Origin of the sequence: Lysinibacillus sphaericus (genome assembly GCF_002982115.1) — a bacterium.
In the GTDB taxonomy this organism is placed as follows: Bacteria; Bacillota; Bacilli; order Bacillales_A; family Planococcaceae; genus Lysinibacillus; species Lysinibacillus sphaericus.
On the sequence record NZ_CP019980.1, the window covers coordinates 1,972,459 to 1,996,893 of the forward strand.

Consider the following 24,435-nt stretch of genomic DNA (forward strand, 5'->3'; position numbering starts at 1 on the left):
GGTCGTGACATGTTAGAAATACAACAACTTTCTATTTGGATACAAACCGAGAATGGGGAAAAACAAGTCGTACGAGATGCTAGTATGATGATTCCTGCTGGTCAAACAGTCGGTATAGTTGGAGAGAGTGGCAGTGGTAAAACGATGTTGTGTCATGCAGTTATGCAACTATTTCGGGATTCTAGACGCTATAATGGTGATATTTTATTTGAAGGACGTTCATTATTAGCCATGGACGAGCAAGAAATGCGACAGCTTCGAGGTAATGATATTGCGCTTATTATGCAAAATCCGATGGCTATGTTTAACCCTTTGGTTACAGTTGGCGATCATTTCGTTGAAACGATGCAAGCACATACCCCTGTGAAAAAACAACAGGCACTAAAATTAGCCGCACAACAACTAGCGCGCTTTCAACTACCGGATCCATCAATTTTAAAAAAATATCCACATGAATTAAGTGGTGGGATGCTCCAACGCATTATGATTGCTCTTGCAGCGAGTCTTAGCCCAAAGCTGTTATTAGCCGATGAACCAACGACAGCTCTAGATACGTTGACACAACTTGAGATTTTAGAGGAATTAGCATTATATCAACAGCAAACAAATACAAGTATGCTGATTGTCTCACATGATTTAGGCGTAATTGCCAAAATGGCGGATATCATTGTGGTTATGCGCCGAGGGCAAATTATGGAATATGGTCCTGCTAACTGTATTTTAGTGGAGCCTGTTCATTCCTATACACAAGCACTATTAGCAGCGAAGGATAATAAATACTCGCTTGAACAATTAGTGGATGCATGGACGGGGGAAGTAAGCGGTGAATTATATGAATATAGGCAAGGTCACTGGGTAAGACAGGAGGAAACATCATGTTAATGATACAACATGTTTCAAAATGCTATCAGCAAAAAGGCTGGTTTCGTATAAAAGAAAGAATACAGGCTGTGAAAGATGTGACATTAACACTTCGACAGGGTGTATGCTTAGCAATTGTCGGTGAAAGTGGTAGCGGGAAAACAACGCTTGGCAAGCTTGTATTAGGGATAGAACAACCAGATTGTGGCGCGATTCTATTTGATAACTTGAATGTGTGTACGACAGTGAAAGCGTCAAAAAAACTGTTACAAAAAAATATACAAGTGGTTTTTCAAGATTGCCAAAGTGCGGTCAATCCGAAAATGAAAATAAAGGACATTATTGCGGAACCAATGGAACTTCACCTATCACTATCGAAGGCAGAACGAGTAAAGAAAATCGAACAGTTACTTGTACAAGTTGGATTAGCCCCAAGAGATGCCGATAAATATCCGCATCAATTAAGTGGGGGGCAATTACAGCGTGTGACGATAGCAAGAGCCATTGCAACCGATCCTAAACTAATAGTCCTCGATGAATCTATCAATAGCCTAGATTTACTTGTGCAGATAAGTATATTAAAACTACTGAAACAGTTACAGCGGGAAAAAGGGTTTAGTTACTTCTTTATTACCCATGACTTACATGCAGTACAGTTATTTGCTGATGAAGTAGCTGTGATGGATAAAGGGGAAATTGTCGAGTTTGTAAGCGATGTAACACAAATTGACAACATGACACATCCAGTAAGTAGACGACTATTAGCAGCAAGATTACCGATTCCTTGTAAGCATCCTTCTCAACCGCAAGGATTTGATCGAGAGGAGCATGTTTCATGAGGTATCGTCCATTATCGGGCCGCATGCTCCAAATGTATGGACTCGCTATGTTTTTCTTTACGGCAAATGCCGTATTAACCGTTATTTTTCCTGTTCAGGCAGCAGCGGGAGGCTTTAAAGAAAGTCAAATCGGTGTGATGATGGCGATGTATATGCTTGTCTGTATGTTTTTACGTCCATTTGCTGGGCAGATGGTAGCACAACATAGTCCATATACTATTATGAAATGGCTATTACTAGCCCACGCGGTAGCATTACTTATTTATGTCGTATTTGGCATTGATAGTCTCTATATTGTGCGGATACTACAAGGCGTCATCACAGCCTTTTTCTCGATGGCCATGCAACTTGGCATAGCAGATGTGTTACAAGATGAAGATCGTGGGCAGGGGATGTCGATGTATTCCTTATCCACCGTAATGCCTGCAATTTACGGGCCGGCAGTAGCATTGTTACTTTGGAGCCAGTTTGAACTGCATTATTTACTGGCATTTATTGTCTTTTTAGCAATCGCACCATTATTTTGCTTTATTCGTTCGCCTTTACCGAAAATAAAAGCAGCAAAACAACGGATTTCACTTAACGACATGCTTTATGCTTTAAAGCGTACAAAACAGCATAAAGGGCTAATGCTCTCAGCTATTGTCATGGCAATAGGCGCTGCCGTATTTGGAGCTATTTCTACTTTTGTACCACTTTATATGCTAACGGAAGGTATTGCCAATCCAGCGCTATATTTATTTTTACAGGCAATTGTCGTTGTCGGTAGCCGTTTTTTATGCCGCCAATATATCCCTTCTGATGGTAAATGGCATCCAATGTTTATCTCGATAGTTTTAATCAGTTCAATGCTCGGTACGACATTACTTGCCATGTTACCCATGCTTGGGTCATTCGTTTATATGTCCGCTATTTTTAATGGTTTAGCATCGGCAATGCTCTATCCAACGGTTACTACATATATGTCCTTTGCTATACCAAAGGAAGCGCGTTACACATTGCTAGGGCTCTATTTAGCTACATATGATTTAGGTTTTGGGGCAGGTAGCTTTTTCATGGGCTTCGTTGTGCAATTCACTTCATATGCCATGATGTTTATGATGTGCACAATAATAGCAGGAATAGCGCTAATACTTGTTCTTCTTAAACGTCAAATGACGGGAATGTATGAGCATCGAATCGCGACAAAGAGCTAATGAGTGCTTTTAGCAAGTTGAAGGAAAAAATAGCTTATTAATGACAAAATTTTAGAAGTAGAAAAGAATAGTTAATCGTATGAAAGGTATAAAAATCAACATAACGGGCAAAACCTTTTATGAGACTAGTTTTCACGAAAGGGGAAAATGCTAATGAGTACCATTTTAAATGCTACAACCCGTCATAAAGGACAACGTTCAACACTAACTAAACTAAGACAAAGTGGTGCCATTCCTGGCATTGTTTACGGCTATCAAATGGAGCCGACGTCGATTTCACTTGACGCAAGAATGTTTGCGAAAGTGTTAAGTGAAATCGGTAGTAAAAGTGTCTTTCAATTAGATGTGGAAGGCAAGAAAATAAATGCCGTGTTAAATGAAGTTCAACGCTGTGCATTAAAAGGTCATGTGAAGCATGTTGACTTTAAATCAATCAATATGTCAGAGGAGCTAGAAGTCGATATTCCTGTTTCCGTTGTAGGGGAAGCGATAGGTGTAAAAGATGGTGGTTTCCTGTTACAACCAAATCGTGATATACGCATTAAAGTACAGCCATCGGAAATACCAGAAACGATAGAAATCGATGTAACCAATGTTGCTATTGGGACTTCGCTGTATGTGGGGGATATTCGTCAAAACTTCCATTTTGAAATTCTCAATGAAGATGACTATACATTAGTGACCATTACACCACCACCAGCAGAAAATGAGCAAGAGGAAACAGTAGATGGTACGCCTGAGGTAATAGAAGCAACGGGACAAAATACAGCTGAGCCGAGGGAATAAAAAGTGTAGTATCCTTGTAACTAAAAAGGAGCCATAAAAGGCTCCTTTTTTCATTTGTATGATTTTAAATAATCGCGCTCTTCACACCAGTCCATTTTGTAAATAATTTCTCGTTATAGGCTAATGCTACTTGTACAATAGGGCCTAGACCAAAAGCCATTAGGACTGTTCCTACACCAATAGGGCCTCCGAGGAAAAAGCCGATGATCGCTACTGTTACTTCCATCAAAGTACGAGCACGTGTGACACTCCAGCCAAGCTTATGAACCATCAAAAGCATTAATGTATCTCGTGGGCCAATTCCTAAATTAGCTACCATATACATACCACAGCCCCAGCCAAGTAATAGCAATCCAGTGAGGTAAGCAAATAATTGCATCCAAAAACCCTCAATATCAGGAAGCCAGAAGTTGAAGATATCAATAAAAATACCAGCTAAAAACATATCTACAAATGTACCTGGCAAAGGAAACTTCTTCGTCACTAACATATCAAAAGCTAAAATGGCTAAGCCAATGAGGATGGACCAAGTGCCAATCGTTAGACCAAACGTTTTGGCTAGACCTATATGTAAGACATCCCATGAACCAACGCCAAACAATTGCCCTTTAATCGTTAACGTGACGCCAAATGATAATACGATAATGCCAACGATGAAAAACAGACATCGTGTAAAAAAAGCTTGTTTCATTTTGAATACCCTCATTCTAAAAAATTCATGTTGTCTAACAAAACATTATAGCAATAGTTTTGAAAAAACCTCGAAAATAGTCATTTCATATTTTTCAAAAAATGCGGGTTTAGCTTATGGATGGAGGGGTAAAATAACAATATGAAAGGATGGGATGAAATGACTTCGGTACGTGATGAAATTTTAGAAGTATTAAATCGAGAAAAAATAGGAACGATGGCAACCGTTGAAAATGGCAAGCCGTATTCACGTTATATGACATTCCAAAATGAAGACTTCGTGTTGTATACCGTAACAAATAAGCATTCGGAGAAAATCGAGGAGCTATCGAAAAATCCGTATACACATATTTTATATGGCTACGACAATGGGGGATTTGGTGATACCTTTGTTGAGATAGAAGGGAAGTTAACGGAAATTCAAGAGGAAGGTTTGAAAAATAAATTAGCAGAATTTTTCACAGGAATTTTCATTGGCAATAAAGATGAAATGGTAACACTTAAAATTGAACCCATTCGTATGCGATTGATGAACAAAAAAGGTGAGCCACCAAAAGAGTTAGAATTTACAAACGACCATTGATAGATGGTCGTTTTTTATACCGCAAAGTACCTACCATAGTGCACACCTATAGGAGTCATCCCCTCCGTTCCACTCAAGAACTTTACCGCTAACGGCTTCAAGCGTAAGAACTAGTTTATAATGGTGAGGAAATTATCCTATTGAAGGCATTGTGACAAGGAAATAGAAGGTGAAACAATCTTCATGACTTGAATCTCCTTCAGTATTCATGCATGATAGGTCATAAATAAAAAGGGAGTGTGCTCAATATGGTAGAAAAACTACAGCAACTAACAAATAACATAATCGCATCACAGGGGAAACTAGAGGCGGATTTTATTTTGCGCAATGCCCTTGTTGCCGATGTTTTTACATTAACTTGGAAAAAGGCCGATGTTGTTGTGAAAAATGGGCAAATTATCGCCCTCGATACCCAAAATCATTTTACTGCTAATAATGAGGAAGATGCTGCGGGTCATTATGTAATTCCTGGGTTAATTGATGGGCATATACATATTGAATCTTCTATGCTTACACCAGCTGAATTTAGTCGTGTCCTTGTTCCTCATGGTGTTACGACAGTTATCACAGATCCACATGAGATTGCTAATGTCGCAGGTGCAGAAGGTATTCAGTTTATGCTAGATGATGCTAAAAAAGCTGAAATGGATATTTTCGTTATGTTACCGTCAAGTGTGCCTGGCACTCATTTTGAACATGCAGGTGCAACTTTGACAGCAAAAGATTTAGCACCCTTTATGACCAATGACCATGTTCGTGGTCTGGCAGAGGTGATGGATTTTCCTGCTGTGTTAAACGGCGAAGCCAGTATGCTTGAAAAAATCTTGTTAGCCCAACAAGCAAATCTAGTTGTAGATGGCCATTGTGCAGGCTTAACAAGCGCGCAAATTACAGGCTACCGTGTGGCAGGTATTCATACCGACCATGAATGTGTGACAGCAGAAGAGGCGTTAAACCGTATAGAGCAAGGAATGTACGTATTAATTCGTGAAGGCTCCGCAGCAAAAAATTTACGTGACTTATTACCAGCAGTAAATACAGTAAATGCCCGTCGATTCGGTTTTTGCACCGATGACAAGTATGTCGATGAATTAATGGATGAAGGTAGCATTAACTTTGACGTAAAAATGGCCATTGCAGAAGGGATGGAACCATTGCAAGCCATTCAATTAGCGACCATTAATGTAGCAGAGTGCTATCGATTATACGATCGGGGTGTTTTAGCACCGGGCTATAAAGCAGACTTTATAGTAGTAGAAGATATAAAGGAAATGCGTGCAAAAGCGGTCTGGAAAGATGGAATCAAAGTCGCTGAAAATGGTGAAATGTTAACAGCTCGTGCGCAACCAAAAGTGCCGGCACATATCCATCAATCTGTCCATTTGCCAGCCATGACAACTGATATGCTTGCCATTCCGTTTACAAAAGGCACGACAGCCAATGTTATGGAAATTGTTCCTAACCAACTGATTACAAATCATTTGGTCGTAGAGGTACCTGTCACAGATGGTGTGTTTGTACCATCTGTAGAGCAGGATTTACTAAAGCTTGCTGTCATTGAGCGCCATCATCAATTGCATACGACAGGGCTAGGTATCGTGAAAGGTTTCGGTTTGCAAAAGGGAGCAGTTGCAACAACGGTAGCCCACGACTCACACAATGCGTTAGTTATTGGAACGAATGATGCAGATATGGTAATGGCCCTCAAGCGTATTCAAGAAATTCAAGGTGGCTTTGTTATTGTGGCTGACGGTCAAATTCTAGCAGAAATGCCGCTAACAATCGGTGGATTAATGACGGATGTAACGGCAGCTGAAGCTAAAAGCCAATTAGCAAGTCTACACAATGCACTTCATGAACTTAATCCTCATTTAGATTTCCATTTTCTTTTAACGTTTTCGTTTGTGGCACTACCTGTTATTCCAGCCTTAAAGTTAACGGATACAGGGTTATTTGATGTGACAACGTTCCAACATATTTCAGTAGAGGCATAGCTATAAAAAACGACCTGAAAGCTTCATGCATTCAGGTCGTTTGTTCATTTGGAGGTGGTGCGGGCTTGAAGCTGTTTATTTAGCAATGTTGCTTGTGTCAGAGCTAATGCATCTTGCGCTATGTCACCAGGTTTATTGGCTTTTCCGATAATGTATGATGAAAAAGGCATATTTAAAAAGTTAAAAATATAGTGGAATTGTTGAATCATCGGTAAGCCTTTTATTCGTGGATCATCGCCACCAACAGCAAGCACAATCGCTTCTGTTGTCTGTAGCTGTTCTTTCAACTGTGGAAAACGCTCATCACGAATGGCATGACTCAGACGGTCAATCACATTTTTCATGATTCCAGACATGCTATACCAATAAATCGGCGTGGCAAAAAGAACGATATCACTTGTCAGTAATGCTTGAATAATATGGTCGTAATCATCCTCTACATACTGAAAGCCTTGTGCATCATGGCGTAAATCATGAATAGGTACAATATTCAAGTCCTTTAAATATAACTTTTCATGGGAGATCCCTTCTAATACATAGTTGGCAAGTTCCTCACTATTGCTGTGTTGTCTGGAGCTACCATACAAAGCGGTAATGTGCATGTTATTCCTCCTCAAATCAAATTAAGCATAGTGTATGCTACTTCTACCTATCGTATTTTCATTGGACGTTAATATTCCGCCTTTGTTTATTGCTTTTTTAATGTGCCTGAAAAGTTCGTTCCTTCATCATGTGCAAAACGGCAATCTACTTCAATAATTTTAAGTGCATTTTTTAGTTGTTCAAATTCAAGCACACAGCGGTTTCCATCGTCTGATTTGTTCATGATAGCCTTTGTGCTAGACGTGATGGTAGCTGTACCTTCTACGCTACCAGACTGTTGTCCATCGCTTGCTGTCAAAGAAATGTTGAAGCTCTTGCTTGTAGCATTTGAAATAATAGCATCACGGCGATTAAAATCAGTCGCTCCTTTGCCCCATTTATAATAATACGTATACGTCCCTTCCCATGCACTATTAGATGGTGCTACTTGTTGCATGGATTTATCGAGTTGCCTTTGCCCATTAATCGCTCGTGCATTTAATGAAACGTTACTTTGGTTTTCGTGAATGTTTTGTGCATCATCAGAAATCGTATAAAAATTCCTTGAATCCATGCGGTGAAGCAATGTCACAACTTGCGCGCGTGTCATATGGTTTGCAACGCCAAAAAACTTTTGTAAATCACGATTTTCATACTTGGGGTTTTGTCCAGTGGAAATATAGGAATCAAGTAAAAATTGAATGGATTCATTAAGACCGCGTTTGCCCTCTGCAAGGTGGGTGATTGCTTGTGCAACGACACCACGTTTTATTGCCGTTGCTCGAATATTGTTATGAAAATACCCGTTGAGCGGTACACCGTAACTAGCTAGGCGATTATAATACTCATCTGCCCAGTTCCCAGCAGTAGTCTGCTTTTTTAACTCATCATATGGGGACTCTAGTTCGTAATAATTAGCAAGTAACTTTGCAAATTGTTGCTCCGTAATGGTTGCATTCGGCTTGAAGGTACCGTCCGCATAGCCATCGATAATGTCATATTCTTCTGCCCACAAAACCGCCTCGTAAGCAAAATGGTCTTCCGTTACATCTGAAAAACCGGCTGCCTCCACTTTGTAGTTCCCAGCAACGATAAGTAATGAAAGCAATAATATACACACTAATTGTTTCATTATCATACTTCCTTTCTAGCTGTAATTATATTTAGTTTGCAGGATATAGATGGAAACTGCAAATGTTTCTATCAAATAATTCAAGATCATGTCAATTTTACTAGTGAATATGATGGGCTACATTGTACGAACGATATAACGGAAGATATCAGCGATTTTCAACTATAGCTTTTACACCGTTACAACTGGATAGCCATCTCTATTTTTTATAAAACGATGCACAAAAAGTAAAGGTGATTTATGATGGGCGCATAAAAAATGTGTGCAAGAAAAAAATTTTTTAAAAGAAATTTTTATAAAACAGTTGAAATTTCTTTTCATTAAGCATATATTTTTCCTAAGGGAAACAAAATATCGCAAACGAAAGAAGAGTGACTGTATGAAAGAGTTAGATGATTTGAAACTAACAATTCTTCCGCTAGGCATACTAGTGTTTTTGACGATGTTATGGAAAATGACCCAATCAGTTGGTGTAGCGATTTCAATCATTATATTTTGGATGGGCTGGAAACAGCTTATGAAAAAATTCATGATAAATAATTAATACGCCATACAAAGCGGCGTGATTAGAAAAAAGATGAAATACACATCTGTCCAAACGGAAAATGGAGAAATGTTTACGCAAGTTGCTGCGAAAGCGTCTCTCGAAAATTATAAAAAGTATAAGGAGGGAAACCGTTTCGTCAAAACAAGCAACATTATAAAACAACTCATAGTAATACGTTTACTTCCATGTAATTAAACGAATAACCGCATCATCATCTTCAGCAGAACACGACTAAGAGTGGGAAAATTAAGCCACCAATTAAAGTTGCAGTTGAACAAGAGGCTGATAAAAAATAGACATCTTTCGCAAGGCATTGGGCAACAGAAGCTGTGTGAAATTCAAAAGACAATAGCAATTAAATGCACACAATATTTTTTGATAGAAACAGTTAAGTGTTATCCTTCTTTAGAAATTTGCAGTGACAAGCTCATAAAAAAGCATCCACAATGGAAAGAATCTATCAATGTGATGGGGTAAGCTTGGACTCATACTGGCTTCCCAATAAGCTTTACCGTTAGTCGATTAATCGCACATTATACGGTTAAAATGAAGGATTCGTTGCACCACAATGCTAATAAAGATAGTAGCTTCGGCAAAATCTCAGGCTCAATGGTGTAAGAAGTAAACGAAACGCTATAGCGTTTTATAAGGTTTTGACGACGGTAATGGTAATGAAACGTTTTTTAGGTGTAATGGTTTTAATGATGTTACTTTTCGGTTGTAGCGCAGAAAATAGCGCAACGGAAAAAAAAGAAGGAGTCGTTGTTGCAACAACGGGGCATATTGCCGATGTGATTAAAGAAATTGGCGGTGACCATTTAACTGTTTCGGCATTGATGGGGCCTGGTGTAGATCCACATTTATATAAAGCAACACAGAGCGATTTATCGAAGTTAGAAAACGCCGAAGTTATTTTTTATAACGGTCTACAATTAGAAGGACAAATGCTCGATATCTTTGATCAAATGTCCAAAGATAAAACTGTGCTAGCTGTCGGGGATAAGTTGGATAAAGCAAATCTACTCGATAGTGAAGATGAAGGGCTTCTACATGATCCGCATATTTGGTTTAACATTGACTTATGGAAACAAGTTGTGGATGCTGTAACGAAAACGCTTGTAGCAGAATATCCAACGTTTAAAGATGACTTTAAAGCAAATGAAAAAACGTATTTGGAAAAATTAGATGAACTACAAGCGTATGCTAAAAAGCGCATTAGTGAAGTGCCAGATAAGCAACGAATATTAGTAACAGCACATGATGCGTTCAACTATTTCGGAGAGAGCCAAGGATTTGAAGTTCGCGGCTTACAGGGGCTAAGTACAGAAGCTGAATATGGTGTGAAAGACGTTCAAGAAATGGTGGACTTTTTAGTAGATAACAAAATTAAAGCAATTTTTGTAGAGTCAAGTGTTTCTGATAAAGCGATGAAAGCTGTTATTGAAGGGGCAAAACAAAAAGGGCATGAAGTTGCCATTGGTGGCGAATTATTCTCAGATGCAATGGGCGCTGAAGGAACAGAAGAAGGCACATACGTTGGGATGTATCAACATAACATCGACACTATTGTCGATGCATTAAAGTAGGTGAAAAAATGAATGCATTAACTGTAGAAAATTTATCGGTTGCTTATGATAAGAAAACAGTTTTAGAAAATGCCAACGTCACAGTGCCTAGCGGTCGGCTTACAGCAATTATTGGGCCAAATGGAGCGGGAAAATCGACGTTCTTAAAAGCGATATTAAATCAATTACCAAACAAGGTAGGAAAAGTAGAGATACTAGGAAAGCTATTCGATCCAAAAAGTTTAGTCGTGGGATACGTCCCACAGCGCAATGCCGTTGATTGGGATTTCCCAACGAATGCACTAGATATTGTGCTAATGGGAAGATACGGACATACTGGATTGTTTAAAAGACCATCTAAACAAGATAAGCTTTTAGCAAAGCAAGCTTTGGAAAGTGTAGGCATGCAAGATTTTGCACAGCGTTCCATTGGTCAATTATCAGGAGGTCAACAACAACGTGTATTTTTAGCACGGGCTTTAGCACAAAATGCTACTATCTATTTCTTAGATGAGCCATTTGCTGGTGTTGATGCCGCTACTGAAAAAACAATTATTGATATTTTAAAAAGCTTAAAGGCACAAGGAAAAAGTATATTTGTCGTTCATCATGATTTACAAACAGTAAAAGAATATTTTGATTACACAATTTTATTAAATAAAACGATATTAGCATCCGGTGCAACGGAAGAAGTTTTTACACCAGAACAATTACAAAAAACATACGGTGGCAAACTATTCATGATGCAAGACATGTTAGGAGCGAACAGCCTATGTTAACGGGAAACTTGCTTTGGGTATTAATGGGTACGATGTTGCTTGGGATTGCTGCTGGAATAACAGGTACTTTTTCCTTTCTTCAAAAACAAAGTTTAGTGGGTGATGCTGCAGCACATGCAGCATTACCTGGTATTGCCTTAGCATTTTTATTAACAGGGCAAAAAGATTTACCTATATTAATGCTTGGGGCAGGTATAACATCAGCTTTGTCTGTCTACTGTATCCAATGGATTGTTTCATTTTCGAAAATGAAAGCAGATGCTGCTATTGGTTTAGTGCTAACGGTATTTTTCGGGGTAGGTGTTGTATTTTTAACGGTTGTCAATCATAGCCCGCTAGGAAATCAGAGTGGCCTTAACAATTTTATTTTTGGTAAAGCGGCAACAATGACAAAAGCGGATTTAACATGGCTGTTTTTAAGTGCAACAATTATTATAATAGTTAGTTTGTTATTTTATAAGGAATGGAAACTATTAATCTTTGATCCCATGTATGCAAAGGGGATAGGCTTACCGATTGAAGCGTTAAAGGCGACGTTAACCGTTTTGATTGTAATGACAATTGTAACGGGCATTCAATCAGTCGGTGTTATTTTAATGTCAGCGTTGTTAATCATTCCTGCTGTTAGTGCCAAATTATGGACAAGGAAGCTAAGTTCAATGCTTGTAGTTAGTGCAGTAATAGGTGGTGTGTCAGGGATTGTTGGAACCTTTATTAGTTCTACGCGTACAGGCTTATCAACAGGACCTTTAATTGTTTTAGTAGCTGCTGCCATTTTCTTTTTATCTTATTTATTTAGTCCAGCAGGGCAAATGTATAAGTACTTTAGAAAAAAACAGTTTCGAAAGCAAGGTGAAGTAGGATGATTGAATTATGGGTCATAATCACGGGTCTTTTGGTTGGTATTACATGTGGGATGGCTGGCGTTTTTTTAATATTACGTAAAATGTCGATGATCGCAGATGCTATTAGCCATACGGTGCTGTTTGGGATTGTGATGGCATTTATCATTACGCAAACATTAAACGGATTTTGGATGCTATTAGGTGCAGCGGTTGCTGGCATTTTAACGGCATACTTAGTGCAGTTATTACATTCTTCAGGTATACAGCAAGATGCTGCAATAGGTGTTGTCTTTACGACGTTATTTGCTGCAGGTGTTCTGCTAATTACATTGTTTGCTAGCCATGTGCATTTAGATGTTGAGCATATCTTAATGGGCGAAATCGCATTTGTTCCTTGGGATAAATGGACGTTCTTTGCCATAACAATGCCAAAAGCTGTCTGGATACTATTGCTTGTATTATTCATTAATATAGGGTTCCTATTATTATTCTTTAAGGAAATGAAGCTTGCAACCTTTGATAGCGTTTATGCAGCGTCCATTGGTGTGCCAATACTTTTCTTACATTATGGTTTTATGACATCCGTTTCCTTTACAACTGTTGCAGCATTTGATAGTGTTGGAGCAATTTTAGTAGTGGCGATGTTAATCGGGCCTGCTGCCACAGCCAATTTAATTAGTAAATCAATTAAACAGATGTTCCTATTCAGTATGTTATATGGAGGGGCAGCGGCGATTATTGGTTATTATTTGGCTAAATTTTGGGACACGTCCATTGCAGGTATGATGGCTACGGCGGTCGGTCTATTATTTATCATGACGTTATGCGTTCAAAAATTTATGGACTATAAACGAAAAGCACTTGTTAGTAAATTAGAAGGGGCTTAAAGTGTAAGACATTGTGAAAGGTGCTGCTTGACTCCGAATTTTGACATATGTTAAGGGATAGTCACTTTAGATAGTAAATAAAGAGGGAGAGATGGGGCTTTTAAAACCCATCTCTTTATTTTGTTTGACAGTGTAGTAACACATCTGTACGCTAGCTACCCCGCTAATTACTATAAAAAAGCATATTTCATCCTTTTGCACGATTTTCCCTTTTTCAAAAAATAGTATACTTTTGTCATTCATCATAAGGGGAGATCACATGATAAAAGGATTATATGAAGCACATTTACCCGTTAGCGATTTACAACAATCCATTATATTTTATGAAAAGCTAGGGCTTGAATTAGCTTATGTGCAACAGCAATTCGCCTTTTTCTGGATTGTCAAAGGACAAAGTTGGATAGGTTTGTGGGAATGTAAGGAAGCGCAATTAGACTACCATCCGTCTATTCGACATCTCGCTTTTAAAATCGACGAAGAGGATGCAGGACGAGTGAAACAATGGTTACAATCCATTGGTATTGAAATAAAAACAGCATTTGGCTTTACGCCCTCACAACAGCCGCTCGTCTTACCCAATCATCCACATGCCCATGCGGCAATCTATTTTGCCGATCCAGATGGCAATTCTATTGAGCTAATTACGCCATTAAGATTGGATGTTGCTGAAGAATTTCCAATGATGTCTTTAGCAACATGGTACAACAGGGATAAGTAGCGAAAGTGATACATAAATCAAGAATAAAGGAGTTTGCACACGTCGATAAAATACCAGATTTGTAAAATTATATGTACGATTATTTATAATTTTGTTACGATGGATGTTATAAAAATTTAATATTGGGCAACGAGGGGAGACAGCATGTGGGGAAAACGTAATGTTTGGATTATTTTATTAGGTGAATTTGTAGTAGGTCTTGGCTTATGGGCTGGAATTATTGGCAACTTAGCATTTATGCAAAAAGTCGTGCCGTCAGATTTCCATAAATCATTAATTATTTCAATTGGTATATTAGCTGGTCTTGTTGTCGCACCACTCGCAGGGCGGTTGATTGACCAATCAAAGAAAAAAACAGTTATTCAGTTTGCGAGTGTAGGTCGTATTCTAAGTGTGTTCTTTATGTTTATTGCACTGTATACCAACTCTGTAATATGGATGATATTATTTTTAATCACGTTACAAATTGCAGCAGCCTTTTATATGCCTGCTTTACAGTCCATTATACCATTAGTTGTCAAAGATAAAGATTTAATGACTTTGAATGCATGGCAAATGAATGCTCGAACGATTTCAAGAATTGTCGGAACCGCTGCAGCGGGCTTAATGTTAAGCTATTTTGAGTTGAAATGGTTATATATTGTTTCACTAATTGTGTATATTATCATGTATTTTATTACAAATAGTTTAAAGCTTGATGAAGCGGTAAATGTATCTGTCAATGACAAGGAAAAAGGTAGATTTAAGGACGTGTACCCGATGCTAAAGGAGCATCCGGTCGTATTAATGACACTCGTTTTAATGTTAATTCCGACATTATTTTTGGGCTCTTTTAATCTAGTCATTATGAAAATCACTGAAATGCATGAGTCCACGACTATTTCTGGTTTATTATATACAGTTGAAGGAATTGGCTTTATGTTAGGGGCTGCGGGGCTCAAATATATTGCTGAGCGCGTCAAAATAGGGACATTATTATTCGGACTTGCATTGATTATTGGCTTAATGGAGCTCATGTTATTGCTAGCGGATAGTACGTTCTTTGCTTTATTAACATTCGGACTATTTGGTTTTTCTGTCGGTTGCTTTTTCCCAACAACGATGGTGATTTTTCAAAAACAAGTACCGAAAGAATACCACGGGCGATTCTTTTCCTTCCGCAATATGATTGACTCGGTTGTGTTCCAAATTGTGCTGTTGTCAACAGGTATGATGCTTGATTTAATCGGCTTAAGTGGAATGGGTATTGTTTTTGGTATGATTAGTTTAAGTTTAACCGTAACTTTTTTCCTTTTCTCGAAGAAAAGAAAGGTGATTTTACACGCACATTAAGCGTTACAATGACAAGTTATTTCTATTTACAGGTCAATCTGTATGTGGAAATAGCTTTTTTTGTTTTTTATATGGGAAAATTCAGTTTCCTATCATTTTCATGTCCTACTATTAATGATGGAAGGAGTGAAGGAAATGAAAAACAAAAAAATAAGTGTAGCAGTTAGTTTATTGGTAGTAGGTTTATTAACGAATGGCATGCAGGCTAAGGCAGATGATGACGATTATGATCACGATGGTTATGAACATGAAAAGTATGAAAAATACGATGACCATGATGACGACTATGATCATGATGACTATGATTATGAGTATGAAGATGATTATGACGACGATGATGATCAATACGAAAATTATGATACAACGAACGTTGTGAATGAAAAAGGGAAATGGAATATATGGACAAGATCCGTTGTTGTCGATAAAGAAGCACTACCTTTTACGGATTCAAAACAAGTTGTATTAAAAGTTACAGGCACAAATAAAGAGGTAAACTTGTTTGCAATGCCAAAAGACGGAGAAATATTTGTACCTGGCAAGACAGTGGCAAAGCTATTAGGTGCAACAGCGACTTATTACAAAACAAGTGAAATATTGGTTATTCAAAACGCCAATCATGAACTTATTTATCGCGCAGGGAAAAATGTTGCTTACGATAACGATGTAAAAACACCATTACCTGCACATGCTTTTTATTTAAATAATGAGCTTTATTTACCGATTAGTGCCATAACAAATGGCTTAGGCTTTATCGCCGAATGGCAAGAGGAAAATCAACAGTTTGTCTGTCAACCATTAAATTAGGTAGGAGCGTGGAGAACGATGAAAGATCCAAAAAAAGCAAAATGGTTATTAGGCGCATCGGGTGTACTTATTTCTGCTGCATTACTATCACAATTTAATGACACATCGCAAGCTGAAACAACTGATGCTCAATTTTCTAAAATAGAAGAGAAGGCCATGACAAAGAAAGAGAAAGAGCTTGTCCAGCTTGATTGGACAAATTTTGAAATAACAAAACAAACAGCAGTCAAAAGTGAGCGCAAAACGAAAAGAACTTGATAGGGATGATGACAGTGGATACATTGACATTACAAGTAATGAATACGGAATTTTATCTAGCTATAGCAAAGAGTAACAAAACGAATTGGAAAGAAAAAGCTGAAAAGTGGCTTCGTTATGTAGCGCAAGAGTGGTCGAGGTTTGGCACGAACAATGAACTATGGCAATTGAATAATTTGGAAATCGGGCAAACATTACAATTAAGTGACGACCTCTACGATTGTTTGGTGCAGGCCAATGACTATTATCTTCGTACAAATGGTTTATTTTCACCGTATTTAAAATTACAACTTGAACAACATGGCTACAATCAATCTTTTCCGTTTACCTCAATTGAAAAGGAGGCAATGTACAACCAATCTATTATAGCAGGTAATCCTTTTCGGTTTTTAAGCAATCAACAAGTTATGAAAATAGCACAGCAAGAAATTGATTTAGGGGGTTTTGCAAAAGGCTATGCTATTGAAAAATTAGCGCAATGGCTTGAGGCGGAGATAGCTCCTGAATACGGCTTAATAGATGGGGGTGGGGATATGAAAATGTGGTCGTCAGGTGAAAAAATATGGACGATTGGTGTTGCCGATCCCTATGATGTGGACAAAGAAATAAGCTCTATAAAAATGGCTTCGGGCGCTATTGCTACCTCTAATCGAATTTATAGAAGTTGGACCCAAGGAGAAAACAGGAAGCATCATTTATTAAATGGTCAAACAGGAAACGTTGCGATCACGGATGTAATACAAGCAACGGTCGTAACATCATCATTATGTGATGCAGAAGTTGGAGCAAAACTTTGCTTTTTAGTGGATGAGACCAAACAGCAACAATGGCTTGAAGCAATATGCGACCGCAGTGCACGTTTTATTGTAAAAGAAAATCAAGCAGGTTACTGGGCAATGACGGGGGAGAAAGTATGTTAACAAGTACATGGGAATGGATTCGGTTATTAGGGTTTTTAGCATATTTTTATTTTACAGTGTCTATTGTATTTGGTTTGTTAAGAAAATCAACGTTTGTCAAATCACATAAAAATTTAATTTACCAAGTTCATCAAAACGCGGGGTGGTTAGGTCTAATAACCGTTGTTGCGCATATGTTTGTGCTCATCATCGATAACTACCAGCCCTATGCATTAGTGGAAGTGCTACTCCCTTTTTCATCTCATTATCAACCGATTGCCTCGGGACTTGGGATAATTGCTTTTTACTTATTTTTATTAGTACTATTAACTTCAGATTTATGGTTGAAATCGATGAATCGCTCAATATGGAAATCGATCCACTTTCTCGTATTGCCAGCTTGGCTCCTATCTCTTTTACACGGCATACTTATTGGGAGTGATACAGACAACATATATATCCTGCTGTTCTATTTTACGTCCGCAGGTTGTGTGCTCTCAATATTGATAGCAAGAATGGTCAGCCAAGGAAGGAAGACAAAAGACAAAACAGTACCACAAGCATTAAGGAGCTCAAAATAAAAGCATCAGCTTATTTCTTGAGAGGAAATAAGCTGATGCTGTTGCTTTTTAAGCCAATTTAAGAAATGTTATTGAACGGGAAATTCAATATAAAACGTTGAACCTTTTCCTACAGTACTCGTAACATAAATTTTTCCTCCATGCTGTTCTACAATCGCTTGTGCAATGGCAAGACCTAACCCTGTCCCATTGCGTTGACGTGAAGTGTCACTGCGGTAAAAGCGTTCAAACACCATGGCAAGTTCCTGCTCTGGTATACCGATACCACTATCTGCTAGAGCAATCGTGATAAGGTTTGCTTGTTTTGAAAGTGTCAATGTAATCTGACCTTGCTTTGTATAGGCAATAGCATTATCTAATAGGATATAAAGCAGTTCTTGTATTTTTGTTGCATCGCCAAGTAGTTCAATGTTGTCTTCTATTTGTGTGCAAAATTGAATGGGTTCGGGCATAATTTTCTGAAATTTAGTACTGATTTTTTCAAGCATAGTAGATAGCTGTAATACTTCTTGATGAGCTAAGCCCTGCTGTTGATCGTGGCGCGCTAAAAATAATAGTTTATCAAGCAGTGCTTTCATTAATTGGGCCTCATCTTTTAAATCTGTAATTAACTCTTTGCCAAAAGGAGTTAAATGCTTTGCTTCCTCAAGTTCTAAAATATCGAGTGAACTATAAAAAATACTAAGTGGTGTGCGCAATTCATGAGAGGCATCCGAAACAAACTTTTTTTGTTTATCAAATGACCATTGAATAGGAACCATCGCTTTGCCAGCCATGTAGTAGCTCAGTAATCCGATTAAAATCGTTGAAATACACGCTAATAGTAGCAGTAACTCACTTGCTTTTTGAAAAAAGTGATGTTGTGTTGTTACAGATTTCCCAATCAGTATATAACCGACTACTTTTTCATGATAGCTAATCGGTTTTTTGAGTACAAGAAAATGCTGTTCTTTCCATTCGAAACGACGTACGACATCGTGAACTTGACGGTCTGGCGAAAAGGCTTTTTCTACTTGTGTTTTAAGCCCTCTAACAGATTCATCCCCATGGATAAATTGATGATCGTTTGTATAGATATAATAAAAATAATTCCGATTTGGATCATAGCTCACGGTTTTTTTGTTGTCATTTGCATATTCAAAATAATCATGTTCCTGTTTTATATAAAACGCTTCTAATTCTTGTATTTGTTGATTTTCCATCAATTTAACGAGAGAAAAATAAAGAACAATAATAAACAGCGAAAACAATAAAAAATAGAGTGTGGCATACAAATAAGATAATTTTTTTCTGGTTTTATGAAACATGAGATTCCCTCAATTTATAGCCAATGCCCCGCACATTTTGAATGCGTGATTTGACTTGCCCATCATCAATTTTTTTTCGAACAAGCTTTACTAAAGCATCTAATGAATTGTTGGATACATCATAATCATAGCCCCAAATATAAATGCATATTTGTTCTCTCGTTAGAACACGACCTTTATTTAAAAATAAATATTCAAGAAGCAAAAATTCATTTTTAGTTAATTCTACTTCGGTATTATTAAGCAAAAAAGTCCGCGCATCGACTTGTAAGGTTAAATTATCTACTCTGACAACTTGCTCAATCACTTTATTTTTTCTACGCAGTAATGCCCGCACCCTTGCTAACAGTTCCTCCATCTTAAAGGGTTTTACTAAATAATCGTCAGCGCCACTATCAAGTCCTGTAATGATATCTTCTGTATCGTCCTTGGCAGTTAGCATTAAAATACTGCCATTAAAGCCACTTTGTCGTAACTGCTGACAAACAGCAATACCACTTAGCTGAGGCATCATCCAATCTAAAATCACTAAATCGTACTGTTCAGAAAATGTATTGTTCAGGGCATCTTGTCCATTATCGACAGATGCAACATGGTGGAATTCTTTTTTTAAAATATGAACAATATTTTTACGTAGTCGACTATCATCTTCTGCCAGTAATATTTTCATTTTAGTTCCCTCCTGTTTCCATATTCAAATTATTATACTATGCTAAAATGAAGGCAAACTGAAAAAATAGTATATCATCTTGTTTTTTTCACATTTAGCTATCTTTAGTGTGAACCACCAAGTTATCATTTAGTAAATTGAAATGGCTATCGCATAATGACTAAAAGTTAGTTCTATAGTACATAGCTCCATTATAAAGGGTAGTACTACAATGTATACTAGCGGAAGTTTGCAGAACTGCCACGACATAGCTTATTGAAATTAAATGGATAGGATTTTTCGTATACAATAGTCGTGAAAGAGGAGGGGGAGTAAAGGATGGATAGTTATTATGCAGTTATTTTCACATCACAACGGACGGATGACGACAACGAAGGATATGCCAAAATGGCGGATGCCATTGAAGTATTAGCAAAACAGCAGTCAGGTTTTCTTCGTGTGGCAAGTACAAGAAATGCCGAGGGGCAGGGGATTACTGTATCGTATTGGGAATCGTTAGAGGCGATTCAACAGTGGAAAAACAATGCACAACATGTTGTAGCACAACAACTAGGGAAAGAAAAATGGTACAGTCATTATCATGTAGAAATATGCCAAGTTATGCGTGCATATTCTTTTTAAGATATTAGCATTTCGTCTTCAACGATACACAAATAAAAAAATCCGCTGAGCCTGCAAAAGGCTCCACACGGATTTTTTTTGCTTTTAATAACGATAAGCCATGTTCCATTATTACGAGTATCGAGTTACTGTAATATCATGTTCACCAAACGCTTTATAGGCACGATGGTCAATAGCTCCAGCAACCGTTTCAAACGGTATAGCTCGACGAATGCCAGCAGTAACAAACTTTTTAGCTTGAATAACAGCCTCTTCAACACTTAAACCTTGTGCTAAGCCAGCAGTGATTGCGGCAGAATATGAACAACCTGCTCCATTTGTATGGATAGTATCAATACGTGGGGCTTCCAATGTTACCATGCGTACGCCATCATATAATACATCTGTTGCTGGACCATCGAGACGACCACCTTTTACGAGTACAAATTGCGTGCCAAGCTTATGTAAATCACGGGCAGCATCCTGTAAATCAGTGGCAGTCGTCAGTTTTTTACCACCGAGCAAATATTCTGCTTCAGGCATATTAGGGGTCATAATTGTTGCATGCGGTAATAGTTTATCCTTTAAAGAAGACATGGCACCTTCTTCCATTAATGCAGTTCCTACTTTACCGAACATAACGGGGTCAATTACGACATGTTTGACCTGAACAGTAGAGAGCCAGTCTGACACAAGCTCAATGATATCTTTGGTGAATAGCATCCCTGTTTTTAAAGCATCTATGCCAATTTGCGTTGCAATCGTATGGAGCTGTGCCTCAATAACGTCTAACGATTGCGTAAAAACGCCTTGATTAGTACGAGGATGTGTTGCGACAAAGGCCGTAATGGCAGAAGTGCCGTACACCCCTAGTTCTTGGAAAGTTTTTAAATCGGCTTGAATACCAGCTCCGCCACGTGCGGCAGAACCAGCAATTGTCAGTGTTTTTTTCATGTTTAGTGTACTCCTCATCTTTTACGTGAAAGCTAGTTGACGATGACTTAAAAGTAATTCTATATTACTTTATTGTAATAATAATTGTCGTTATTTTGAAATAGCCAGAAAGTAGAGTTTTTATAATGTCAGTTTAAAGATAAAGCAAAAAATTAAAACATGTATGTGCTAGCCATTAGGAAGAACATACATGTTTTAATGGCGCTATGCAATCAAAGGGATTACGTTAATTTTTGTAGATGGCGTTTCACAGGGATATTGCCAAGTTTACGCCAGATGGTTTCAACTGGACCTTGTTTATATTTTCGTAACCATAAAGTAGAAAATACAATCATAAACAACGTAATGCCTAGCCAAGATGCGTGGATTAATGGTTGACTATAATGGTTGGATAGGCCAAGTCCCCAATTATAGAACAAAAAGGATGCAATGATATTTTGTGCGATATAGCATGTAAGTGCCATTTTGCCAACATTACTAATATAATGTTGGGTTTTAACGAACTTTTGATGGCGGGCGATTAAAAAGACAAGACCGAGATAACCCAGTGATAAAACAGGGGCAAAAACATAGCGGTCTAAAACGACAAATTGAGTACTAAAAAACGATAGTGCATTTAATGGGATACCAATACCTAATCCAATCCATAGTAGGCGGTTTTGCAGTCGAATGCCGTGTTCATCCATTTTCAATAAACCTTTTCTGACGAGGAAGACACCCAGTAAAAATAAAAAAACATTCATTGGTAAAATCATAATCGCTTCTGAGCGTAAAACCCAAAAATGTTCTAGTCTGTATACAACTTGCTCCCACCATGAAAATCCAGCTATCTCAAGCAATTGATTTTCCTGACGAACTAATGCTGCTTGTTCAGCAATACTACTACGATTAGCACTTATATTGGCATATGGATTGTTTGGAAACAATGTTCGTGCAAGTTGAGTCGTCATAATTTTGTCCATAAGAAAACCTTCTACGACTTGGTGAAAAAGGTGAATACTAGCTGCAATAAACATACAAATTTTCATGACTCGCTCTGAGCGTTGAATAATAAATGCAACGAGGATACCTGTTAGGGAATAACTCATTAATACATCAAATTCAAAAACAAATATAAAATGAAGAACCCCATCTAAAAAAAGCAATATCATAGACCATAGGTACAGTTTAAACCAAGGGAGCCCCCTATTTTGGAAACTAGCATATTTCAATTGCATGCCAATGCCGAACATAATCGTTAATAAGCCAAGAAATTTCCCGTTCGTCAAATAATCTGAAAACTTAGATATATATGAACCAATCCTTGAAATATCAGTTTCATCTAAATCGACTGAATAGCCAGCTGATCCAAAAATCCAAATATTCGTTCCCAGTGTGCCAATTATGGCTAGTCCTCTCGCAACATCCAATAATTTTATTCTTTCCATCAAAACACCTCTCAAAAATGTTTATATAGAACGAAATGATAACGATTTTCATCGCGTTCTCATAAATAATAAACGAGTATAGATTAGGAAGGTTCCGATAAAATGAGCATTTTAGTGGATTGAAATAGCATAATATAGTTTTTATGAGGGTAAAAGGCAAGCATGTCATAAAAAAATAGCTTGTTTGTGACGGTCAATTGATTGCAAAGATAGAGGTTGGAGGAGAAGATTATTACAGAGAACGCGCAAGCAAGTTGCGGCTTATATACTTACCTTGCCAAAGCGGCAAATAGTACAGTAAAAAAGTGTTAGATGATTTGCTGTCAATCTAACACTTTCTTTGTATTGTCTAACGCTTTTAGAACATCTGCGGTAATAGCTCATTTATAAATTGACGATTTTTACGTAGCCAAATTTTTAAAATGATACGATGCGTTAAAAGCTGATGTCTTTTGTTGGGCCTGTTTTTTGCTTCTAGTAAACTCTCGAGTAATAGGCACGTTTCGGTAGCGTAATTATTAGGTTCTACTAGTACATCAAGCTTATAATCTATTAAGTGCGCTGCTTGCACCTTTGCGAGTAATTTGGCAAATAGAGTCGTCATTTCTTGGTAAGCTTCATCAAGTTCTAAGTCAATTAATGTATATAATGTATGTTCAATTTCAGCCTCTAAAGCTTGAAGCTGCTCGATTGTTGGTTGTGTCAAAAAATCACCTCTAATGTTTTAAGGACGCCCTGCATAAGGGAAAGCCCTAGTGCTGCAAAGAGCAATCCGACAATTACTGTACTACAAACATAACGGAACGCTAGATGCCATTGTTTCTTTTCGATTAGTTGCAATGTTTCAAAACCAAATGTTGAAAACGTTGTATAAGCACCTAAAAAGCCAATTCCTAAGAAATGCCATAGCGCATCACTTAGATGTGCACCAACTAACAGACCGAGTACAAAGGAACCTGTTATGTTGATGACAAAGGTAGCCCAAGGATATGTACTAACAATCCATTTACCTAAGTAAAACCTTGCTAATGCACCTAAAAATCCGCCTATTCCAACTAATATCATTGCGTCCGCCTCCTTGCAAGTCGAGCGCCTAGCCAAGCGCATACTAGACCACCGAACACACTCATCAAACAATAGGCGAGTGCTTGTCCCCATTTACTATTTTCCAACAGTAAAAGTGTCTCTACAGAAAAGGTCGAGAAGGTAGTAAAGGCTCCTAAAAAGCCTGTACCAATGCCGAGTACAAGGGGCGTGCGGTTAGTAAAGGTGGTGAAAAGGAAGGCTAAACAAAAACAGCCAACTAAATTAATGCAAAGTGTTGAAAATGGAAAGACCGCCGTATTTGCAGCTAGCATACTAATATAATAGCGGGAAATAGCGCCTAAACATCCTCCTAAGCCAATTGCAACAAATATTTTCAATGTCAAAGACTCCTTTATTTTTAGACCGAGTATAGATAATAAGATTCACCGCATGCCTTTATATTGTATCAAGCACAAAAGCAGGATGGTAGTTTTTTAAAGTTTGTTATAATGAAAGCTATTTTCTTGCGAATAAAGCAATTCACTACTTTAAAGCGTTAATTATTTCCTGTAA

General features: G+C 37.8%; 28 protein-coding genes. 18 read left to right on the forward strand and 10 right to left on the reverse strand.

Annotation, left to right across the window (positions count from 1 at the left end):
- Positions 1-9: 9 nt before the first annotated feature.
- The 4 genes from LS41612_RS09865 (at position 10) to LS41612_RS09880 (ending at position 3,682) form a co-directional block, all read left to right on the forward strand.
- Positions 10-882 carry an ABC transporter ATP-binding protein gene (locus LS41612_RS09865; RefSeq protein ID WP_024361035.1) on the forward strand — a complete coding sequence of 291 codons (873 nt, stop codon included), beginning with the start codon at positions 10-12 and terminating at the stop codon, positions 880-882.
- The gene (locus LS41612_RS09870; protein WP_024361034.1) at positions 876-1,700 is read left to right on the forward strand and encodes an ABC transporter ATP-binding protein; all 825 of its coding nucleotides are present in this window, start codon (positions 876-878) and stop codon (positions 1,698-1,700) included. The genes LS41612_RS09865 and LS41612_RS09870 overlap by 7 nt, the downstream gene beginning before the upstream one ends.
- Positions 1,697-2,896, forward strand: coding sequence for a staphylopine family metallophore export MFS transporter CntE (gene cntE, locus LS41612_RS09875; protein ID WP_024361033.1), 1,200 nt, complete (start codon positions 1,697-1,699; stop codon positions 2,894-2,896). The genes LS41612_RS09870 and cntE overlap by 4 nt, the downstream gene beginning before the upstream one ends.
- 153 nt (positions 2,897-3,049) lie before the next feature.
- Positions 3,050-3,682 carry a 50S ribosomal protein L25/general stress protein Ctc gene (locus tag LS41612_RS09880; RefSeq protein WP_024361032.1) on the forward strand — a complete coding sequence of 211 codons (633 nt, stop codon included), beginning with the start codon at positions 3,050-3,052 and terminating at the stop codon, positions 3,680-3,682.
- A gap of 64 nt (positions 3,683-3,746) precedes the next feature.
- Here the strand turns inward: LS41612_RS09880 and LS41612_RS09885 are convergent, their stop codons facing one another.
- Entirely contained in the window at positions 3,747-4,373 is a 627-nt protein-coding gene (locus LS41612_RS09885; RefSeq protein ID WP_024361031.1) for a YczE/YyaS/YitT family protein, read from the reverse strand.
- Between the two features lie 159 nt (positions 4,374-4,532).
- On the opposite strand from LS41612_RS09885, the gene LS41612_RS09890 reads away from it, so the two are divergent.
- Both LS41612_RS09890 and ade read left to right on the forward strand, forming a co-directional pair.
- Positions 4,533-4,955: a pyridoxamine 5'-phosphate oxidase family protein gene (locus LS41612_RS09890; RefSeq protein ID WP_024361030.1), complete on the forward strand. Its 423-nt coding sequence runs from the start codon at positions 4,533-4,535 to the stop codon at positions 4,953-4,955.
- Positions 4,956-5,203: 248 nt separating this feature from the next.
- Positions 5,204-6,949, forward strand: coding sequence for an adenine deaminase (gene ade / locus LS41612_RS09895; RefSeq protein ID WP_024361029.1), 1,746 nt, complete (start codon positions 5,204-5,206; stop codon positions 6,947-6,949).
- A 44-nt stretch (positions 6,950-6,993) separates the two neighbouring features.
- Here ade and LS41612_RS09900 read toward each other — a convergent pair whose 3' ends face one another.
- Together LS41612_RS09900 and LS41612_RS09905 are read right to left on the reverse strand one after the other, a co-directional pair.
- Entirely contained in the window at positions 6,994-7,551 is a 558-nt protein-coding gene (locus LS41612_RS09900; protein WP_024361028.1) for a flavodoxin family protein, read from the reverse strand.
- 86 nt (positions 7,552-7,637) lie between these two features.
- A complete protein-coding gene (locus tag LS41612_RS09905) occupies positions 7,638-8,663 on the reverse strand; it encodes an S-layer homology domain-containing protein (protein ID WP_024361027.1) in 1,026 nt (341 codons plus the stop codon).
- Between the two features lie 379 nt (positions 8,664-9,042).
- Here LS41612_RS09905 and LS41612_RS23300 point away from each other — a divergent pair, with 379 nt between their 5' ends.
- The 11 genes from LS41612_RS23300 to LS41612_RS09960 all read left to right on the forward strand — a co-directional run bounded on the left by LS41612_RS23300 (position 9,043) and on the right by LS41612_RS09960 (position 17,878).
- Complete coding sequence (locus LS41612_RS23300; protein WP_162832707.1) at positions 9,043-9,207, forward strand: hypothetical protein; 165 nt, start codon at positions 9,043-9,045, stop codon at positions 9,205-9,207.
- Between the two features lie 674 nt (positions 9,208-9,881).
- The gene (locus tag LS41612_RS09915; protein ID WP_024361026.1) at positions 9,882-10,796 is read left to right on the forward strand and encodes a metal ABC transporter solute-binding protein, Zn/Mn family; all 915 of its coding nucleotides are present in this window, start codon (positions 9,882-9,884) and stop codon (positions 10,794-10,796) included.
- A gap of 8 nt (positions 10,797-10,804) precedes the next feature.
- Positions 10,805-11,554 (forward strand): metal ABC transporter ATP-binding protein, encoded by a 750-nt coding sequence (locus tag LS41612_RS09920; RefSeq protein ID WP_024361025.1) that lies wholly within the window; start codon positions 10,805-10,807, stop codon positions 11,552-11,554.
- A complete protein-coding gene (locus LS41612_RS09925; protein ID WP_024361024.1) occupies positions 11,548-12,420 on the forward strand; it encodes a metal ABC transporter permease in 873 nt (290 codons plus the stop codon). Before LS41612_RS09920 ends, LS41612_RS09925 begins: the two co-directional genes overlap by 7 nt.
- On the forward strand, positions 12,417-13,286 hold the full coding sequence (locus LS41612_RS09930; RefSeq protein ID WP_024361023.1) for a metal ABC transporter permease: 870 nt from the start codon (positions 12,417-12,419) through the stop codon (positions 13,284-13,286). The genes LS41612_RS09925 and LS41612_RS09930 overlap by 4 nt, the downstream gene beginning before the upstream one ends.
- Positions 13,287-13,545: 259 nt before the next feature.
- Complete coding sequence (locus LS41612_RS09935; protein WP_024361022.1) at positions 13,546-14,004, forward strand: VOC family protein; 459 nt, start codon at positions 13,546-13,548, stop codon at positions 14,002-14,004.
- 144 nt (positions 14,005-14,148) lie between these two features.
- On the forward strand, positions 14,149-15,336 hold the full coding sequence (locus LS41612_RS09940) for an MFS transporter (RefSeq protein ID WP_024361021.1): 1,188 nt from the start codon (positions 14,149-14,151) through the stop codon (positions 15,334-15,336).
- A gap of 135 nt (positions 15,337-15,471) precedes the next feature.
- Positions 15,472-16,140: a copper amine oxidase N-terminal domain-containing protein gene (locus tag LS41612_RS09945; protein ID WP_024361020.1), complete on the forward strand. Its 669-nt coding sequence runs from the start codon at positions 15,472-15,474 to the stop codon at positions 16,138-16,140.
- A gap of 18 nt (positions 16,141-16,158) precedes the next feature.
- Positions 16,159-16,398: a hypothetical protein gene (locus tag LS41612_RS09950; RefSeq protein WP_024361019.1), complete on the forward strand. Its 240-nt coding sequence runs from the start codon at positions 16,159-16,161 to the stop codon at positions 16,396-16,398.
- A 14-nt stretch (positions 16,399-16,412) separates the two neighbouring features.
- Complete coding sequence (locus LS41612_RS09955; protein ID WP_024361018.1) at positions 16,413-17,318, forward strand: FAD:protein FMN transferase; 906 nt, start codon at positions 16,413-16,415, stop codon at positions 17,316-17,318.
- A complete protein-coding gene (locus LS41612_RS09960) occupies positions 17,312-17,878 on the forward strand; it encodes a ferric reductase-like transmembrane domain-containing protein (RefSeq protein WP_024361017.1) in 567 nt (188 codons plus the stop codon). Before LS41612_RS09955 ends, LS41612_RS09960 begins: the two co-directional genes overlap by 7 nt.
- Before the next feature lie 68 nt (positions 17,879-17,946).
- Here LS41612_RS09960 and LS41612_RS09965 read toward each other — a convergent pair whose 3' ends face one another.
- Both LS41612_RS09965 and LS41612_RS09970 read right to left on the reverse strand, forming a co-directional pair.
- Positions 17,947-19,185 (reverse strand): sensor histidine kinase, encoded by a 1,239-nt coding sequence (locus LS41612_RS09965; RefSeq protein ID WP_024361016.1) that lies wholly within the window; start codon positions 19,183-19,185, stop codon positions 17,947-17,949.
- Positions 19,175-19,855, reverse strand: coding sequence for a response regulator transcription factor (locus LS41612_RS09970; protein ID WP_024361015.1), 681 nt, complete (start codon positions 19,853-19,855; stop codon positions 19,175-19,177). The genes LS41612_RS09965 and LS41612_RS09970 overlap by 11 nt, the downstream gene beginning before the upstream one ends.
- A gap of 318 nt (positions 19,856-20,173) precedes the next feature.
- Here LS41612_RS09970 and LS41612_RS09975 point away from each other — a divergent pair, with 318 nt between their 5' ends.
- The gene (locus LS41612_RS09975) at positions 20,174-20,476 is read left to right on the forward strand and encodes an antibiotic biosynthesis monooxygenase family protein (protein ID WP_024361014.1); all 303 of its coding nucleotides are present in this window, start codon (positions 20,174-20,176) and stop codon (positions 20,474-20,476) included.
- A gap of 111 nt (positions 20,477-20,587) precedes the next feature.
- Here LS41612_RS09975 and thiD read toward each other — a convergent pair whose 3' ends face one another.
- From thiD to crcB (LS41612_RS10000), 5 genes are all read right to left on the reverse strand, one after another.
- Positions 20,588-21,409 carry a bifunctional hydroxymethylpyrimidine kinase/phosphomethylpyrimidine kinase gene (gene thiD, locus LS41612_RS09980; RefSeq protein ID WP_024361013.1) on the reverse strand — a complete coding sequence of 274 codons (822 nt, stop codon included), beginning with the start codon at positions 21,407-21,409 and terminating at the stop codon, positions 20,588-20,590.
- 221 nt (positions 21,410-21,630) lie between these two features.
- Positions 21,631-22,836, reverse strand: coding sequence for a DUF418 domain-containing protein (locus LS41612_RS09985; protein ID WP_024361012.1), 1,206 nt, complete (start codon positions 22,834-22,836; stop codon positions 21,631-21,633).
- Between the two features lie 358 nt (positions 22,837-23,194).
- On the reverse strand, positions 23,195-23,542 hold the full coding sequence (locus LS41612_RS09990; protein WP_024361011.1) for a hypothetical protein: 348 nt from the start codon (positions 23,540-23,542) through the stop codon (positions 23,195-23,197).
- A complete protein-coding gene (gene crcB, locus LS41612_RS09995) occupies positions 23,539-23,901 on the reverse strand; it encodes a fluoride efflux transporter CrcB (RefSeq protein WP_024361010.1) in 363 nt (120 codons plus the stop codon). Before crcB (LS41612_RS09995) ends, LS41612_RS09990 begins: the two co-directional genes overlap by 4 nt.
- Positions 23,898-24,260, reverse strand: a complete 363-nt coding sequence (gene crcB, locus LS41612_RS10000; RefSeq protein ID WP_024361009.1) for a fluoride efflux transporter CrcB — start codon at positions 24,258-24,260, stop codon at positions 23,898-23,900. Before crcB (LS41612_RS10000) ends, crcB (LS41612_RS09995) begins: the two co-directional genes overlap by 4 nt.
- Positions 24,261-24,435 lie beyond the last annotated feature (175 nt).

Excerpts from the sequence above, each read along its gene's own strand:
- LS41612_RS09865 (WP_024361035.1), top strand. The coding sequence starts at position 10 with ATGTTAGAAATACAACAACTTTCTATTTGGATACAAACCGAGAATGGG.
- LS41612_RS09870 (WP_024361034.1), top strand. The coding sequence starts at position 876 with ATGTTAATGATACAACATGTTTCAAAATGCTATCAGCAAAAAGGCTGG.
- cntE (WP_024361033.1), top strand. The coding sequence starts at position 1,697 with ATGAGGTATCGTCCATTATCGGGCCGCATGCTCCAAATGTATGGACTC.
- LS41612_RS09880 (WP_024361032.1), top strand. The coding sequence starts at position 3,050 with ATGAGTACCATTTTAAATGCTACAACCCGTCATAAAGGACAACGTTCA.
- LS41612_RS09885 (WP_024361031.1), bottom strand. The coding sequence starts at position 4,373 with ATGAAACAAGCTTTTTTTACACGATGTCTGTTTTTCATCGTTGGCATT.
- LS41612_RS09890 (WP_024361030.1), top strand. The coding sequence starts at position 4,533 with ATGACTTCGGTACGTGATGAAATTTTAGAAGTATTAAATCGAGAAAAA.
- ade (WP_024361029.1), top strand. The coding sequence starts at position 5,204 with ATGGTAGAAAAACTACAGCAACTAACAAATAACATAATCGCATCACAG.
- LS41612_RS09900 (WP_024361028.1), bottom strand. The coding sequence starts at position 7,551 with ATGCACATTACCGCTTTGTATGGTAGCTCCAGACAACACAGCAATAGT.
- LS41612_RS09905 (WP_024361027.1), bottom strand. The coding sequence starts at position 8,663 with ATGAAACAATTAGTGTGTATATTATTGCTTTCATTACTTATCGTTGCT.
- LS41612_RS23300 (WP_162832707.1), top strand. The coding sequence starts at position 9,043 with ATGAAAGAGTTAGATGATTTGAAACTAACAATTCTTCCGCTAGGCATA.
- LS41612_RS09915 (WP_024361026.1), top strand. The coding sequence starts at position 9,882 with ATGAAACGTTTTTTAGGTGTAATGGTTTTAATGATGTTACTTTTCGGT.
- LS41612_RS09920 (WP_024361025.1), top strand. The coding sequence starts at position 10,805 with ATGAATGCATTAACTGTAGAAAATTTATCGGTTGCTTATGATAAGAAA.
- LS41612_RS09925 (WP_024361024.1), top strand. The coding sequence starts at position 11,548 with ATGTTAACGGGAAACTTGCTTTGGGTATTAATGGGTACGATGTTGCTT.
- LS41612_RS09930 (WP_024361023.1), top strand. The coding sequence starts at position 12,417 with ATGATTGAATTATGGGTCATAATCACGGGTCTTTTGGTTGGTATTACA.
- LS41612_RS09935 (WP_024361022.1), top strand. The coding sequence starts at position 13,546 with ATGATAAAAGGATTATATGAAGCACATTTACCCGTTAGCGATTTACAA.
- LS41612_RS09940 (WP_024361021.1), top strand. The coding sequence starts at position 14,149 with ATGTGGGGAAAACGTAATGTTTGGATTATTTTATTAGGTGAATTTGTA.
- LS41612_RS09945 (WP_024361020.1), top strand. The coding sequence starts at position 15,472 with ATGAAAAACAAAAAAATAAGTGTAGCAGTTAGTTTATTGGTAGTAGGT.
- LS41612_RS09950 (WP_024361019.1), top strand. The coding sequence starts at position 16,159 with ATGAAAGATCCAAAAAAAGCAAAATGGTTATTAGGCGCATCGGGTGTA.
- LS41612_RS09960 (WP_024361017.1), top strand. The coding sequence starts at position 17,312 with ATGTTAACAAGTACATGGGAATGGATTCGGTTATTAGGGTTTTTAGCA.
- LS41612_RS09965 (WP_024361016.1), bottom strand. The coding sequence starts at position 19,185 with ATGTTTCATAAAACCAGAAAAAAATTATCTTATTTGTATGCCACACTC.
- LS41612_RS09970 (WP_024361015.1), bottom strand. The coding sequence starts at position 19,855 with ATGAAAATATTACTGGCAGAAGATGATAGTCGACTACGTAAAAATATT.
- LS41612_RS09975 (WP_024361014.1), top strand. The coding sequence starts at position 20,174 with ATGGATAGTTATTATGCAGTTATTTTCACATCACAACGGACGGATGAC.
- thiD (WP_024361013.1), bottom strand. The coding sequence starts at position 21,409 with ATGAAAAAAACACTGACAATTGCTGGTTCTGCCGCACGTGGCGGAGCT.
- LS41612_RS09985 (WP_024361012.1), bottom strand. The coding sequence starts at position 22,836 with ATGGAAAGAATAAAATTATTGGATGTTGCGAGAGGACTAGCCATAATT.
- crcB (WP_024361010.1), bottom strand. The coding sequence starts at position 23,901 with ATGATATTAGTTGGAATAGGCGGATTTTTAGGTGCATTAGCAAGGTTT.